The following is a 14,420-nucleotide window of genomic DNA, read 5'->3' as shown; positions in this document are numbered from 1 at the left end:
CAGAGATCAAGGGGAGGGTAGCGGGTCCGCCGATTCGCTGGGAAGCGCCGGGCGCATAGACTCGAGCTGATGAGTGAGACTCCCGCGCCGCGTCTGGCGGCCACGATCGAGGAGGTCTGGGAAGCGCTGCAGTCGCGCTGGCCCGAGACCCGGCTCGAACCCTCCCTGGACCGCATCCGTGCCCTGCTCGAGATCCTCGGCGACCCACAGGACGCGTTCCGGATCGTCCAGCTGACCGGCACCAACGGCAAGACCTCCACCTCGCGGATGATCGACACGCTGCTGCGGTCGCTGGACCTGCGGGTCGGACGGTTCACCTCGCCGCACGTGGAGCGGATCAACGAGCGGATCTCGATCGACGGCGAGCCGCTGTCGGACGACGAGTTCGTGGCCGCGTTCAACGACGTCGCCCACTACCTCGGCATGGTCGACGACGACCAGCCGCACCCGCTGTCGTTCTTCGAGACCATGGTCGGGATGGCCTACGCCAAGTTCGCCGAGGCCCCGGTCGACGTGGCCGTGGTCGAGGTCGGGCTCGGCGGCGGCTGGGACGCGACCAACGTGGCCGACGCCGACGTGGCGGTGGTGACCCCGATCGCGGTCGACCACGCGAAGTACCTCGGTGACACTCCCGTCGCCATCGCGCGCGAGAAGGCCGGGATCATCAAGCCGGGTGCCGTCGCCGTGATCGCGGAGCAGTCCGTCGAGGTCGCCGCGGTGCTCGACCAGCACGCGGCCGAGGTCGGCGCCCGGCTGCTGTGGGAGGGCACCGACTACGCGGTCGTCTCCCGCACCCCGGCCGTGGGCGGGCAGATCGTCACGCTGCGTGGGTTGCACGGGACCTACGAGGATCTCTTCCTGCCCCTCTACGGCGCCCACCAGGCGCAGAACGCGGCCGCAGCCCTGGCGGCGGTGGAGGCGTTCCTCGGTGAGACCGTGCTCTCCGACGAGGTCGTCCGCGACGCGTTCGCGAAGGTCGACTCGCCGGCGCGGCTGGAGATCGTGCGCGCCTCCCCGACGATCCTGATCGACGCCGCCCACAATCCGGCCGGTGCCGAGGCGACGGTCGCCGCCCTGGAGGACTCGTTCTCGTTCTCCGCCGTCGTCGGTGTCATCGGCGTGATGGGGGACAAGGACGTCGAGGGCCTGCTCGCCGCCTTCGAGCCCGCGCTCGAGCATCTCGTCGTCACCCAGAACTCCACCGAGCGTGCCCTGCCCGCCGTCGAGCTCGCCAAGATCGCCGTCGACCTCTACGGCGAGGAGCGGGTCTCCGTGGTGCCCCGCCTCGCCGACGCGATCGACGCGGCGCTCGCCCTGTCCGAGTCCGCCGAGGGCGGCTCCATCTCCGAGGGCGCGGTGCTCGTGACCGGCTCGGTGGTGACCGCCGGAGAGGCACGTACGCTGCTGGGCGGCCGTGGCTCTGCCGCCGGGTCGGCAGCGACCGCGCGGGTCGTGCCGACCGCCGACCCCGAGCTCGCCGCCTATCTGGAGGAGGACGCCGATGGCGACTGAGCGGGAGAAGTCGCCGCGGCGTGGGATGTGCGCCGCGATCGTGTCGATGGAGGGACTCGCCGTCGCGCTGGCCGCGCCGGTGATGATCTCGATCGGCGGGGTCTCCGCCGGCCTCGCGCTTCCGCTGGGTCTCGGCTTCTTCGTGGCCTGCATCCTGGTCGCCGGACTGCTGCGCCGCCCGTGGGCCTACTGGCTCGGCTGGGCGCTGCAGGTGGTCGCGATCGGGATGGGCTTCCTGATCTCCATCATGTTCGTGGTCGGCGTGATCTTCGCGGTGCTGTGGGGCATGGCCGACATCCTCGGCCGCAAGATCGAGCGTGAGCGGGCCGCCGCCTTCGAGGCGTTCGACCGGCTCGTCGCCGAGGAAGACGCCGAGGAAGAGGTCTAGCGTTGGCTTCCGTGGAGGAGCCTGACGAGCTGCAGATGGCGACGGACGAGGCGGCGACCGACTGGGCGCTGTGTCCGGCGTGCGGCAACGCGCTGGTGCTGCGCCGGCCGCGGACGCGTACGGCGCACTACGCGCACAAGGCCGGGGAGTCGTGCCGGCTCGTGGGCGCTCAGCTGCGTCGTACCAGCTCCGGGTGGGCCGTCGGTGGCGGCGAGGACGACCCGGACAGCCTCGAGAACCTCTTCGACCTGATCGAGGACGACGAGCCGGGTCGCTAGCGGTCGCTAGCACGCGAGTGCGCCGGTGAGCGCGGTGAGCGCCTGGTCGAGCTCCGCGTCGGTGACCCCGCCGAAGCCGATCACCAGGCCGGTCAGGCCGGTGCTGCGGGCGTACGTCGAGAGCAGGTTGACCTCGAACCCGGCCGCTCTGGCGGCGTCGCGGGCGCACCGGGCATCCGGCTCCGGGAGCAGCCAGGTCGAGTACATGCCCGCCAGGGGGCCGGCGAGGGTCGCATACGGCGTCATCGCCTCGGCCACCCTCGGGGCGCGCTCTGCGTAGACCCGTCGGGCGGAGCGTACGGCCTTGTCGAGCCAGCCGTCGCGCAGCAGCGTGAGCAGTGCGCGCTGCGAGGGCCAGGCCGCTCCCGCGTGGGTGATGGTGCGGCGGCGCAGGATCAGCTCGTGCAGGTCGGGCGGCGCGACCAGCCAGCCCAGCCGCAAGGTCGGCACCACCGACTTCGCGGCGGTGCCGAGATAGACGACCCGGCCGCGGTCCAGCGTCGCCATCGCCGGCACCGGTGCTACGTCGTAGCGGAACTCGGAGTCGTAGTCGTCCTCGATCACCACCGCGTCCGCCCGCCGGGCGGCCTCCAGCAGGCTCAGCCGGTCGGCGGCCGGCATGACCCGGCCCAGGGGGTGCTGGTGCGCCGGAGTGACGTACGCCGCGACCGCCGCCCCCAGGTCGCGCACCGTCTCCACGGCGGGCAGGTCGATGACCTCGCGCCCGTAGGTGAGTACCGTCTCGGCCGCCGCGCGGTATCCCGGATCCTCCACCGCGACCGGCCCCGGCCGCAGCTCGGGAAGGAGCGCGCGGAGGCCGTCGGTGGTGCCCGCGGTCACGATGATCTCGTCCGGATGGAGGTCCAGACCGCGGGTGCGGCCGAGCCGTGCCGCCAGTGCCTCGCGCAGCTCCGCCAGCCCGCGTGGATCGTCGTAGCCGCGCGGGGGAGCGGCCACCGAGACCTCCCGCCACGCCCGCCGCCACCCCGGCTCCAGCCGTGGGTCGAAGAACGGGGTGCCGGTGTCCAGCCGAGACGTCGGCTGCGCCGGCCGAGACGTCACCCGCGTCGGCCGAGGCGTCGGCTCTGTCGGCCGAGAGGTCACGCCTGAGGGGCGGGTCGTGGTGACGTACGTCCCGGACCCGCGACGCGCCTCGAGCCAGCCCTCGGCGGCGAGCTGGTCGTAGGCCTGCTCGGTCACCGCGCGCGAGACGCCCAGATCAGCCGCGAGGGCGCGGCTCGAGGGCAGCCGGTCACCGGTCGCGAGCGTGCCGGACAGCACCAGGGAGCGGACCTGCCCGGCGAGCTGGGCGGGCAGCGGTTCGCCGGAGGTGCGGTCGAGGGTCACGGGGAGCATTCGAAAATGGCCTGTCGGAGTCGATCGGAATTGGCCCGTGCATGCAGGCCACTTCGCCAGCACGATGGTGCCATGAGCACGACGTTGTCACCCACCCCACGTACCCGGGTCAGCCGCGGGAAGAACCGCGCCGTCACCGACCGCGAGCGGCTCCACGCCTTCCTCGGTGACGCCCTCGTCGCCCACCTGGGCGTCACCATCGGAGCGGGGGAGGACGTCCACCCGGTCGTCCTGCCCACGGCGTACGGCTTCGACCTGGACGGCCCCGACGAGGGCGGCTCGCTCTACCTGCACGGGTCGGTCGCCGCCGGCTGGCTCGGGCGGGCGCTGGAGCGCGACGTGTGCGTGACGATCACCGAGCTCGACGGCCTGGTCGCGGCGCGCAGCGGGTTCCACCACTCGATGAACTACCGCTCGGCCCTGGTCATCGGCCGCGCCCGCCTGGTCGAGGAGCCGGACGAGCGCGAGCGCGCCCTCGCGCTTGTCGTCGACCAGATGATCCCCGGACGCTGGGACACGCTACGTCCGGCGACCCGCAAGGAGCTCGCCGCGACCGCCGTGCTCGCCCTCCCGCTCGCGGAGGCGTCGATGAAGGCGCGCGCCGAGGGGCCGATCGACGATCCCGAGGACGTCGAGGCCGGGATCTGGGCCGGCGTGATCCCGATCCACCGGGTCGCCGGCGCCCCGGTCACCTCCGAGGATGCGACCGGGCCGGTGCCGGAGGATGTGGTACGTCGCGCCGCAGCGCTCGGGGCGGCGGAACGCTCACCGATCTAGCTCGGTCAGCGCACGCCTCCTTCGTGGAGTCCACGAAGGAGGCATCGCTTCGCCGAGGTGACTCGGTGAACAGACGCTCGGCTCAGCTGAGCCCGGCGCGCCGCAGCGCGTCGGCCATGGCGCTGTTGGCCGGAGCCGACGAGCCGCGGCCGCCGCCCTGGCCGCCACGGTTTCCACCGGGCCGCCCGCCGCCCTTGCCGCCCTTGGGTCCGCCCTTGCCCTGGCCGCGCTGGCCTCCGCCGGGGCGACCCGAGCGGTCGCCGGACTCGCCCTTCGCGGGCGCACCGGACGGCGCCTCGTCGTTGAGCCGGAGGGTGAGTGAGATCCGCTTGCGGGCCTCGTCGACCTCCAGGACCTTCACGCGGACCACGTCGCCGGAGCGGACGACGTCGCGCGGGTCCTCGACGAACTTGTCCGACATCGCGGAGATGTGGACCAGGCCGTCCTGGTGGACGCCGATGTCGATGAAGGCGCCGAAGGCGGCGACGTTGGTGACGGTGCCCTCCAGCACCATGCCGGGACGCAGGTCGGCGATCACGTGCACCGAGTCGGAGAACGTGGCCGTCCGGAACTCGGGGCGCGGGTCGCGGCCGGGCTTCTCGAGCTCGGCGAGGATGTCGGTGACCGTCGGCAGACCGAAGGTCTCGTCGACGAACGACGCCGGCTTCAACGACTTCAGCACCGAGGTGTTGCCGATCAGCGACCCGATGTCGGTCGAGGTCGACTCCAGGATCCGGTTGACGACCGGGTAGGACTCCGGGTGCACGCCGGACAGGTCGAGCGGGTCGTCGCCGCCACGGATCCGGAGGAAGCCGGCCGCCTGCTCGAACGCCTTCGGGCCGAGCCGCGCCACCTTGGTGAGCTCACGTCGGGTGCGGAACGGGCCGTTGGCGTCGCGGTGGGCGACGATCGCCGAGGCGAGCGACTCGGTGATCCCCGAGACCCGGCGCAGCAGGGGAGCCGACGCCGTGTTGAGGTCGACCCCGACGCCGTTCACGCAGTCCTCGACGACGGCGTCGAGCGACTTGGAGAGACCGTATTCGGGCAGGTCGTGCTGGTACTGGCCGACGCCGATCGACTTCGGCTCGATCTTCACCAGCTCGGCCAGCGGGTCCTGCAGGCGGCGGGCGATCGAGACCGCTCCGCGCAGGGACACGTCGAGATCCGGCAGCTCGGAGGAGGCGTAGGCCGAGGCGGAGTAGACCGAGGCACCGGCCTCGGAGACCATCACCTTGGTCATCTTCAGGTCCGGGAGCAGCTTCAGCAGGTCGGCGGCGAGCTTGTCGGTCTCGCGCGAGGCGGTGCCGTTGCCGATCGCGATCAGGTCGACCGAGTGCTTCTTGGCCAGCTTCGCCAGCGTCGCCAGCGAACCGTCCCAGTCGCGCCGCGGCTCGTGCGGGTAGACGGTCGAGGTGTCGACGACCTTGCCGGTCGCATCGACGACGGCCACCTTCACACCCGTCCGGATGCCCGGGTCGAGACCCATCGTCGCCCGCGTGCCGGCCGGCGCGGCCAGCAGCAGGTCGCGCAGGTTGTCGGCGAAGACCGCGATCGCGGCCTCCTCGGCCGCGGTGCGGATCCGGGTGCGCATGTCGAGCTCGAGGCGGAAGAGGATCCGCGTACGCCACGCCCACCGCACCGTCTCGGCCAGCCACTTGTCGGCCGGGCGGCCGGACTCGACGATCCCGAAGCGCGCCGCGATCGAGCGCTCGTAGTCGGTCACCTCGCCGGGCTCGGGCTCCTCGGCGTAGGGCGACAGGGTGACGTCGAGCACCTCCTCCTTCTCCGCGCGCAGCACGGCGAGGGTGCGGTGCGACGGCAACGACGCGTAGGACTCCGAGAAGTCGAAGTAGTCGGAGAACTTCGCCGCGGCGGGGTCGTTCTCACGGCCCTCGCGGACGCGGGTCACCAGACGGCCCTGCTTCCACATCCGCTCGCGGAGCGTGCCGATCAGGTCGGCGTCCTCACCGAACCGCTCGACCAGGATCGCGCGGGCGCCGTCGAGCGCGGCCTTGGCGTCGGCGACCTGCTCCCCGAGATACTTCTCCGCCTCGACGGCCGGGTCCAGCGACGGGTCCGCCAGCAGTCCGTCGGCCAGCGGCTCGAGCCCGTTCTCGCGGGCGATCATCGCCTTCGTACGCCGCTTCGGCTTGAACGGCAGGTAGATGTCCTCGAGCCGCGCCTTGGTGTCGGCGGCGAGGATCGAGGCCTGTAGCTCGGGGGTGAGCTTGTCCTGCTTCGCGATCTCGGCGAGCACGGCGGCACGCCGTTCCTCCAGGTCGCGCAGGTAACCGAGGCGCTCCTCCAACGTACGCAGCTGGACGTCGTCGAGGCCGCCGGTGACCTCCTTGCGGTAGCGCGCGATGAACGGCACCGTCGAGCCTTCGTCGAGCAGGGCGACCGCGGCGGTCACCTGCGCGGGGCGCACTCCGAGATCTTCGGCGATGCGGGCCGGGATGCTGGCCATCGAGTCTGCGAGGGTCGGTGCTGGTGGAGTTGCTGTCACGGGGCGCCATCCTGCCGCATGCCACCGACATGGTTTCAGACCAGGCCGAGAAGGCGCTTCCTCGACGGGCCCGAAGGTGCCCGGGTCTGCTCTCCCCGATACGCTCAGCCCCATGACGCAGCGCACGTTCGTGATCCTGAAGCCCGACGCCGTCCGCCGGGGCCTGGTGGGGGAGATCCTGTCCCGCTACGAGGCCAAGGGCCTCTCGATCGTGAAACTGGAGCACCGCACCATCGACGCGGGGATGGCCGACGAGCACTACGCCGAGCACGTCGAGCAGCCGTGGTACCCGCCCCTGCGCGACTTCGTCACCTCCGGCCCGCTCGTGGCCGCCGTCCTCGAGGGCGACGAGGCGATCGAGGTCGTCCGTGCGCTCAACGGTGCCACCGACGGCCGCAAGGCCGCGCCGGGCACCATCCGTGGCGACTTCTCCCTCTCCAACCGCGAGAACCTCGTCCACGGCTCCGACTCGCCCGAGTCGGCCGACCGCGAGATCAAGCTCTGGTTCGGCGCCTGAGACGACCGGAGTGAGGTCGACCGGCGAGCTTGCTCGTCCGGTCGCGCCGAGCAAGGGAGTGACCGCGCGAAGCGCGGAGCGCCTGACCCCGAAGATCGCGCCGGTGGTTTCTCCCGGCGCGATCTCTCATTTCCGATCCGACGGCCAGTGCCGCCACGACATCAGCGAGGCGACCCCGTCGAGGATCCGCTCGATCCCGTAGCCGAGCGCGTTGTCCTGGTCTCCTGACTCCTCGGTCTCGGAGAAGGCCGCCACGGTGTGCGGAAACCTCGAGGCGTACGTCTCCAGGATCGGCGCGATCGCAGCCGCGAGCGACGCCTCCGGATTCGCCGACGCCGTGGCCTGACGCACGCTGGCGGTCACCTGGTTGCTCAGCAGGGCGAGCGTGTCGAGGCGCTCGGCGCCGGTGAGCGGCGTCCTCGCCAACGCGGCGAGGCCGGCCTCGAACCACCCCATCTCCTGCGGCCCGGGCACGGTGCGCGTCACGAGGAGCTCGGTCGTCCAGGGATGGCGCGACATCCGCTCGTGAAGCGTGCGCGCCCAGACGCCGATGTGCTCGCGCCAGTTCTCGCCATCGGTCTCCGGTGCCTCGCCCAGGGCGCTGTCGAGCATGAGCGCGATGAGCTCGGTCTTTCCCCGCACGTGGCGGTAGAGCGCCATCTTCGCGGCGCCGAGCTCGTCGGCGACCCGCTGCATGGTCACCGCGGCGACCCCTTCGGCGTCGGCGACCGCGATCCCCGCGGCCACGACGTCCTCGACCGCGAGCTTGGGTCGCGGGCCGCGTCTGCGGGCGGGGGCAGGGGCGGGCCAGAGGGCATCGGCGACGCCGTCACTCATCGCAGTCCTTTCCGGGTTGTCACTGCGTCCAACGTACGCTAATTTAATTGCGTCCGAGAGACGCTAATTAAGGGGAAGCAATGAAGGTACTCATCTCCGGCGCGAGCATCGCCGGCCCGGCGCTGGCCATGTGGCTCGGCCGCAACGGCGCCGACGTCACCGTCGTCGAGAAGGCGCCGGGGATCCGGCCGGGCGGCCAAGCGGTCGACTTCAAGGGCCCGACCCACCGCACGGTGCTCGAGCGGATGGGCGTCTGGGACGACCTCGCCGCCGCTCAGACCGCGAAGTCCGACATCCGCCTGATCGACGCAGACCACCGGGTCAAGGCCGTGATGCCGGGGGAGTTCCTCGGCGGCGACCTGGAGATCCGCCGCGGCGACCTGGCCCGGATCCTGCACCAGCACGCCGCGCCGCACGCCGACTTCGTCTTCGGCGACGAGATCGTCGGCCTCACCGAGACCACCGAGGGGGTGACGGCCTCCTTCGCCCGGCGCCCGACCGAGCGTTTCGACCTCGTCGTCGGCGCCGACGGCATCCACTCGGCGGTCAGGACGCTGGCGTTCGGCCCCGAGGAGACCCACCTGGAGCGGCTCGGCCACTACTACGCCGTGGCCGACGCCGAGCTGCCCTCGAACGGCGAGGTGACCGAACTGGCGGACGGGCGCGCGATCCAGTACGGCTACAACGAGCCCGGCCGCTACGCCGTCCTGGGCGGGTCCAAGGCGCCGCTCTTCTTCGTCTTCCGTGCCGAGGAGGCGAGGTACGACCGTCGTGACACGGAGTCCCAGAAGGCGTTCCTGGCGGAGAACCTGGCCGGCATGCGGTGGCGCGTGCCGGAGATGGTGACGGCGGCGATGAGCGCTCCGGAGTTCTACCTCGACGAGCTCGCCCGGACCCGGATGACGGCGTTCACGCGTGGCCGGGTCGCGCTGCTGGGCGACGCCGGCTACGCCAACACGCTCGGCGGCTTCGGCACCGGGCTGGCGGTCGTCGGCGCCTACGTCCTCGCCGGCGAGCTGGAGGCAGCTCGCGGCGACCACGGCGCGGCCTTCGCTGCGTACGACCGCAGGATGGGCGCTCTGTCCAAGGTCGCCCGCCGCGCCAATGCGGGCCCGTTCCTGGCTCCGCCCACGGCGTTCCGGATCCGGATGCGTGACCTCGTCTTCGCCAGCGGCCCGCTCTTCCGCGCCATGATGCGCCTCACCGAGGCGTTCGCGACCGACGCCGGGCTGCCGGACTACGGACTCGATCGCGGACGGCGGGTGACCGCCTGACTGATGACGAGGTCGCCTCTCAGGGCGACCTCGCAGGCCGGCCGGCTCGAGCGTCCACGACCGCCGAGACGACTTTTCGCGGCCTCCGTGAGCCGTTCCGCAACACCGCGTGAACACAGGCATCCCCTGCTTCGGCGGCCTGGGTGCACCCCGTATCGTTGCGGCTTCGGCGAGCCTCTCGGGATTGAGGCTCGGACCTTCGTAGCCTCGTCGGCAGGGCCCGTATCCAGCACCACGGATCCCCGACGCGGCGCCCCGGGAACGCGAGGACGTATGGCGAGCATCATTGGACGTGACATGGCGGTGGACCTCGGCACCGCAAACACACTCGTCTACGTCCGCGGAAAGGGCGTCCTAGTCGATGAGCCGAGTGTGGTCGCGCTCAACAAGAACACCGGCGAGATGGTCGCCGTCGGCCATGAGGCCAAGAAGATGCTGGGACGTACGCCCGACGACATCGTCGCGCTGCGACCGCTGAAGGACGGCGTGATCGCCGACTTCGAGGCGACCGAGCAGATGCTTCGCTACTTCATCCAGCAGGTCCACCGCCGCCGCTACTTCGCCAAGCCGCGGATGGTCATCTGCGTCCCGTCGGGGATCACCGCGGTCGAGATCCGCGCGGTGAAGGAGGCCGGCTACCAGTCCGGCGCCCGGATGGTGAACATCATCGAGGAGCCGATGGCGGCGGCGATCGGCGCCGGGCTCCCGGTGCACATGCCGACCGGCAACATGGTCGTCGACATCGGCGGCGGCACCACCGAGGTCGCGGTGATCAGCCTCGGCGGAATCGTGACGAGCCAGTCGATCCGGACCGCCGGCCACCAGCTCGACAACGCGATCATGACGTGGCTGAAGAAGGAGCACGCGCTGCTGCTGGGCGAGCGCACCGCCGAGGAGGTCAAGATGACCCTCGGCTCGGTCTGGCCGCTGCCCAACGAGCCCGAGGCCGAGATCCGCGGGAGGGATCTGGTCAGCGGGCTGCCGCGCACGGTGACGGTCTCGAGCGCGGAGGTGCGCAAGGCGATCGAGGAGCCGCTGCACGACATCTTCGACGCGGTCCGCTCCACCCTCGACCAGACCCCGCCCGAGCTGGCCGGCGACATCATGGACCGTGGCATCGTGCTCACCGGTGGCGGCGCCCTCCTCCGCGGCCTCGACGAGCGGCTGCGCCACGAGACCGGCATGCCCGTCCATGTCGCCGAGTCCCCGCTGACCTCGGTCGCGATGGGCGCCGGCCGCTGCGTCGAGGACTACGACGTGCTCCGCCCCGTCCTGGTGAACGAGAACAGGAGATGGTGACGTGTCGTTGCTGAGCCCCCGCCCCAGCGAACGTCTGCGCAAAGGGCTGGAACAGCGCAAAGGCCCCAAACCCATGGTCCGTACGCCGCGGGAGAGGCTCAACCGCCGCGGCAGCCTCGAGACGAGTGCCGGCGGCGGTGGCCCGAAGCGCTCCTGGCTGATCGCGCTGGTCCTGTGCTGCGCGACCCTGGCCACGCTCGACCAGACCCCCGTCCTGGAGCCGGCCCGCACCGCGGTCGGCGAGGTGCTCTCCCCGCTGGAGACCGGCGCGGCGATGGTGGCCCGCCCCTTCACCGGGATCCCGGAGTGGTTCGACAGCCGTGACGACTTCCGCGAGCGGATCGCGAAGCTGGAGGCGGAGAACTCCACGCTCCGCCGCCAGGTCGAGGTCACCGACTACGGCCGGGCCAAGCTCGCCGAGTACGAGTCGATCACCCGCGCCGCGGAGGATCTCGGCTACGCCCTGGTGCCGGCGCGGGTCACCGCCTACGGCCCCGCCCAGACCTTCAACCGCACCGTCACCATCGACGCCGGCAGCGCCGCCGGGATCCGGTCCGACATGTCGGTCGTGACCGGCGACGGCCTGGTCGGCCGGGTGCTGCGCGTGACCAAGACCAGCGCCACCGTCCTGCTCATCGTCGATGCCGCCTCGGTCGTCGGCGGCCGCGTCGGCGGTGCCGACCGCAGCGGCCAGAAGTCGGGTCAGGTCGGCATGGTCCGCGGCTCCGGCGTGGTCGCCGGTGGCTCCGACTCCGGTCTGCTGACCCTCGAGCTCGTCGACCAGACCGCCGCCCCGCTCAAGGGCGAGACGGTGATCACCTGGGGTGACGGCCGGGCCGCTCCGTACGTCTCCGGGCTGCCGATCGGCGAGGTCACCGACACCTTCGCGAGCGTCCGCGACTCCTCGCGGACGGTCCGGATCAAGCCCTACGTCGACTTCGGCTCGCTCGACGTCGTCGGCGTGGTGGTGCCGGGCGACACGATGAGCGACCGCGCCGTGGTCACGCCGGAAGGGGAGCTGCGATGAGCGACATGGAAGCCCGGGCGTCGGGCACCGGCCCGCTGCTGCGCAACGTCCTGGTCGGCCTGCTGATCATCATCGCCATCGTCCTCCAGCTGAGCGTCGCGCCGGCCTTCGCGATCCGCGGCATCACCCCCGACCTGGCTCTGCTGGTCGTGCTCGCGGTGGCGCTCACCCGGGGCGGGCAGGCTGCGCTGGTGACGGGGTTCGCGGCCGGCGTACTCCTGGATCTGGCGCCTCCCGCCGACCACACCGCCGGCCGGTGGGCGCTCGCGCTGCTCATCGTCGGCTACGTCGCCGGTCGCGTACGCGAGAGCAGCATCGAGAACGGCCACGGCCGCCCCAACGTGCTGACCGTGATGGCCACGGTGGCCACCTGCGCGTTCATCGGCGTCAGCATCTTCGCGGTCAGCGGTCTGATCCTCGGTGAGGCGCCGCTGACGCTGCTGCCGACGGTGGCGATCAGCGTGGCCTACGACCTGCTGCTGGCGCCGCTGGTCATCCCGGCGATGCTGTGGCTACTGGGCAAGGGGGACGTCTGAGATGGCGTTGGGCAGGTCTTCGGGCGCGCGACTCTCCACCGCCCAGGTGAGCCGCCTGCGGCTGATCGTGATCCAAGCGCTCGTCTTCTCGCTGCTGGCCACGCTCGGGGTCAGGCTCTTCTACCTGCAGGTGCGCCACGGCGACGCCTACCAGGCGGCCGCGGCCTCGCAGTCCAAGCGGGAGATCGTGCGCCAGCCGGTGCGCGGAATCATCGTCGACGCCCAGGGCCGCCCGATGGTGACCAACCGCTCGGCCTGGGTGGTCAGCCTCGACCAGAGCGTGCTCGACGGGCTCGCGGAGAACGACCGCAAGACGCTGATGGAGCGCGTCGCCAAGGCCGTCGACGTGTCCCCGAAGAAGCAGAACGAGGCGATCGGCAGCTGGTCCGGCACCCGCTACCAGCCGGTGCCGATCGCGACCGACGTCTCCGAGTCGACCGCGCTGCGCATCCTCGAGCAGCCCGAGGACTTCCCGGGGGTGGTCGCCGAGAAGCAGACGCTGCGCTCCTACCCGAGCCCCTACGGCATCAACGCCGCCGGTGTGCTCGGCTATCTGTCGCCGATCACCGAGGACGAGAACGACGACGCCCGTGAGCGCGGCGACGAGTCGCTCAACAACACCTCGATGGTGGGTCGGTCCGGGGTCGAGAAGGAGTACGACCAGTGGCTGCGCGGGATGCCCGGCTACGACACGGTCACCGTCGACTCGCTCGGTCGTGAGATCGGCCGTGGTGACTCGGTCGCCTCCCAGCCCGGCGACACGCTGGTGACCAGCATCGACGCCAAGGTGCAGGGCCGCGCCGAGAAGCTGCTGGCCGAGTCGATCCAGACCGCCCGCGGCACCTTCGACAAGATCACCGGCCGCAACTACGAGGCCGACTCCGGCTCGGTCGTGGTCATGGAGGCACAGACCGGCCGGCTGGTCGCGATGGCCAGCCAGCCGACGTACGACCCGGAGGAGTGGGTCGGCGGCATCACCCAGAAGCAGCTCGACCGGCTCTACTCCGAGAAGGCGGGCTACCCGCTGCTGCCGCGGGCGACGCAGGGGCAGTTCGCACCCGGTTCGACGTGGAAGCCGTTCATGACGGTGGGCGCGCTCAACAACGGCTACAGCCGCGACACCCGGCTCGACTGCTCCAGCGGTCTCCAGGTGGGCAACCGCTGGTTCAAGAACTACGAGTCGGCCTCCTACGGGTTCATCGACTTCGCCCAGGCGCTCGAGCTCTCCTGCGACACGTTCTTCTACCGGATCGCGGTCAACTACTGGCAGAAGTACGGCTCCAACCCGGCCGACGTCAACGCCAAGGACCCGCTGGTCGACACCGCCAAGGCCTTCGGCTTCGGCAAGCGCACCGGCATCGACCTGCCCGGGGAGTCCTCGGGCCGGATCGCCGACCGGAAGTGGAAGGCCGAGTACTACGAGGCCATGAAGGGCTACTACTGCCGGATGGACGAGAAGAAGAACGCACCGACCGCGTTCCTGCAGCTGTTCGCCCACGAGTTCTGCATCGAGGGCAACTACTACCGGACCGGCGACGCGGTGAACTTCTCCATCGGCCAGGGCGACACGATGGTCACCCCGATCCAGCTCGCCCGCGCCTACGCGGCGCTGGCCAACGGCGGCACCCTGTTCGAGCCCAGGATCGGCAAGGCGGTCGTCAGCGGCGACGGCACCGTGGTCGAGAAGATCGACCCCAAGGTCGCGGGCAAGGTCAAGATGTCGGCCAAGAGCATCGACTACGTCAACGAGGCCCTCCTCGGCACCCCGCGCACCGGCACCCTGGCCTGGAAGTTCGGCGGGTTCCCGCTCGACGAGGTGAAGGTGCGCGGCAAGACCGGAACGGCCGAGGTCACCGGCAAGCAGACGACCGGCTGGGTGGCGACGTACAACAAGAAGTACGTCGTCATCATGACGATCTCCCAAGGTGGCACCGGCTCCGGCGCGGTGGGTGATTCCGTACGCAAGCTGTGGGAGTCGCTCTACGGGATCGAGGAGGGTGGTGCCGAGGTCCGGCCCGACAAGGCCGCGATCAAGGGCATCGACCCGCCGAGGAACCTGCCGGCGTTCGGCGCCGACGGCTCGATCGTCGCGCCCAAGGGCTGAACGGAGGAC

At 71.2% G+C, this 14,420-nt stretch carries 13 protein-coding genes; 10 read left to right on the top strand and 3 right to left on the bottom strand.

Annotated features, from left to right (window positions below):
* The first annotated feature begins 69 nt into the window (after window positions 1-69).
* Genes HD557_RS18570 through HD557_RS18560 form a run of 3 tightly spaced genes read left to right on the top strand, consistent with a single transcriptional unit; the run spans window position 70 to window position 2,178 of the window.
* Complete coding sequence (locus HD557_RS18570) at window positions 70-1,512, top strand: bifunctional folylpolyglutamate synthase/dihydrofolate synthase (RefSeq protein WP_008358557.1); 1,443 nt, start codon at window positions 70-72, stop codon at window positions 1,510-1,512.
* Window positions 1,502-1,900, top strand: coding sequence for a DUF4233 domain-containing protein (locus HD557_RS18565; RefSeq protein ID WP_231380361.1), 399 nt, complete (start codon window positions 1,502-1,504; stop codon window positions 1,898-1,900). The genes HD557_RS18570 and HD557_RS18565 overlap by 11 nt, the downstream gene beginning before the upstream one ends.
* A gap of 11 nt (window positions 1,901-1,911) precedes the next feature.
* Window positions 1,912-2,178: a competence protein CoiA family protein gene (locus tag HD557_RS18560; RefSeq protein WP_040755268.1), complete on the top strand. Its 267-nt coding sequence runs from the start codon at window positions 1,912-1,914 to the stop codon at window positions 2,176-2,178.
* 6 nt (window positions 2,179-2,184) lie between these two features.
* Here HD557_RS18560 and pdxR read toward each other — a convergent pair whose 3' ends face one another.
* Window positions 2,185-3,534 (bottom strand): MocR-like pyridoxine biosynthesis transcription factor PdxR, encoded by a 1,350-nt coding sequence (gene pdxR, locus HD557_RS18555; RefSeq protein WP_196874944.1) that lies wholly within the window; start codon window positions 3,532-3,534, stop codon window positions 2,185-2,187.
* A gap of 72 nt (window positions 3,535-3,606) precedes the next feature.
* On the opposite strand from pdxR, the gene HD557_RS18550 reads away from it, so the two are divergent.
* Entirely contained in the window at window positions 3,607-4,311 is a 705-nt protein-coding gene (locus HD557_RS18550) for a pyridoxamine 5'-phosphate oxidase family protein (RefSeq protein ID WP_196874942.1), read from the top strand.
* A gap of 82 nt (window positions 4,312-4,393) precedes the next feature.
* Here HD557_RS18550 and HD557_RS18545 read toward each other — a convergent pair whose 3' ends face one another.
* Window positions 4,394-6,817 (bottom strand): Tex family protein, encoded by a 2,424-nt coding sequence (locus tag HD557_RS18545; RefSeq protein ID WP_307785659.1) that lies wholly within the window; start codon window positions 6,815-6,817, stop codon window positions 4,394-4,396.
* Between the two features lie 112 nt (window positions 6,818-6,929).
* Here HD557_RS18545 and ndk point away from each other — a divergent pair, with 112 nt between their 5' ends.
* Window positions 6,930-7,334 (top strand): nucleoside-diphosphate kinase, encoded by a 405-nt coding sequence (gene ndk / locus HD557_RS18540; RefSeq protein ID WP_008358543.1) that lies wholly within the window; start codon window positions 6,930-6,932, stop codon window positions 7,332-7,334.
* A 126-nt stretch (window positions 7,335-7,460) separates the two neighbouring features.
* Here the strand turns inward: ndk and HD557_RS18535 are convergent, their stop codons facing one another.
* Window positions 7,461-8,171 carry a TetR/AcrR family transcriptional regulator gene (locus HD557_RS18535; RefSeq protein ID WP_196874941.1) on the bottom strand — a complete coding sequence of 237 codons (711 nt, stop codon included), beginning with the start codon at window positions 8,169-8,171 and terminating at the stop codon, window positions 7,461-7,463.
* Between the two features lie 80 nt (window positions 8,172-8,251).
* Between HD557_RS18535 and HD557_RS18530 the strand changes: the two genes are divergently transcribed.
* The 5 genes from HD557_RS18530 (at window position 8,252) to mrdA (ending at window position 14,411) form a co-directional block, all read left to right on the top strand.
* Window positions 8,252-9,445, top strand: coding sequence for an FAD-dependent monooxygenase (locus tag HD557_RS18530; RefSeq protein WP_196874934.1), 1,194 nt, complete (start codon window positions 8,252-8,254; stop codon window positions 9,443-9,445).
* 273 nt (window positions 9,446-9,718) lie between these two features.
* The gene (locus tag HD557_RS18525) at window positions 9,719-10,744 is read left to right on the top strand and encodes a rod shape-determining protein (RefSeq protein WP_008358540.1); all 1,026 of its coding nucleotides are present in this window, start codon (window positions 9,719-9,721) and stop codon (window positions 10,742-10,744) included.
* A gap of 73 nt (window positions 10,745-10,817) precedes the next feature.
* A complete protein-coding gene (mreC, locus tag HD557_RS18520; protein ID WP_231380360.1) occupies window positions 10,818-11,771 on the top strand; it encodes a rod shape-determining protein MreC in 954 nt (317 codons plus the stop codon).
* The gene (mreD, locus tag HD557_RS18515; protein WP_008358538.1) at window positions 11,768-12,307 is read left to right on the top strand and encodes a rod shape-determining protein MreD; all 540 of its coding nucleotides are present in this window, start codon (window positions 11,768-11,770) and stop codon (window positions 12,305-12,307) included. The genes mreC and mreD overlap by 4 nt, the downstream gene beginning before the upstream one ends.
* Before the next feature lies 1 nt (window position 12,308).
* Entirely contained in the window at window positions 12,309-14,411 is a 2,103-nt protein-coding gene (mrdA, locus tag HD557_RS18510) for a penicillin-binding protein 2 (protein WP_008358537.1), read from the top strand.
* Window positions 14,412-14,420: the final 9 nt, after the last annotated feature.

It is taken from the genome of Nocardioides luteus (genome assembly GCF_015752315.1).
Lineage (GTDB): Bacteria > Actinomycetota > Actinomycetes > Propionibacteriales > Nocardioidaceae > Nocardioides.
This window is presented reverse-complemented; position numbering and strand designations above follow the sequence as displayed.

Excerpts from the sequence above, each read along its gene's own strand:
- HD557_RS18535 (WP_196874941.1), bottom strand. The coding sequence starts at position 8,171 with ATGAGTGACGGCGTCGCCGATGCCCTCTGGCCCGCCCCTGCCCCCGCC.
- HD557_RS18530 (WP_196874934.1), top strand. The coding sequence starts at position 8,252 with ATGAAGGTACTCATCTCCGGCGCGAGCATCGCCGGCCCGGCGCTGGCC.
- pdxR (WP_196874944.1), bottom strand. The coding sequence starts at position 3,534 with ATGCTCCCCGTGACCCTCGACCGCACCTCCGGCGAACCGCTGCCCGCC.
- mreC (WP_231380360.1), top strand. The coding sequence starts at position 10,818 with ATGGTCCGTACGCCGCGGGAGAGGCTCAACCGCCGCGGCAGCCTCGAG.
- HD557_RS18565 (WP_231380361.1), top strand. The coding sequence starts at position 1,502 with ATGGCGACTGAGCGGGAGAAGTCGCCGCGGCGTGGGATGTGCGCCGCG.
- HD557_RS18570 (WP_008358557.1), top strand. The coding sequence starts at position 70 with ATGAGTGAGACTCCCGCGCCGCGTCTGGCGGCCACGATCGAGGAGGTC.
- ndk (WP_008358543.1), top strand. The coding sequence starts at position 6,930 with ATGACGCAGCGCACGTTCGTGATCCTGAAGCCCGACGCCGTCCGCCGG.
- HD557_RS18525 (WP_008358540.1), top strand. The coding sequence starts at position 9,719 with ATGGCGAGCATCATTGGACGTGACATGGCGGTGGACCTCGGCACCGCA.
- mreD (WP_008358538.1), top strand. The coding sequence starts at position 11,768 with ATGAGCGACATGGAAGCCCGGGCGTCGGGCACCGGCCCGCTGCTGCGC.
- HD557_RS18550 (WP_196874942.1), top strand. The coding sequence starts at position 3,607 with ATGAGCACGACGTTGTCACCCACCCCACGTACCCGGGTCAGCCGCGGG.
- mrdA (WP_008358537.1), top strand. The coding sequence starts at position 12,309 with ATGGCGTTGGGCAGGTCTTCGGGCGCGCGACTCTCCACCGCCCAGGTG.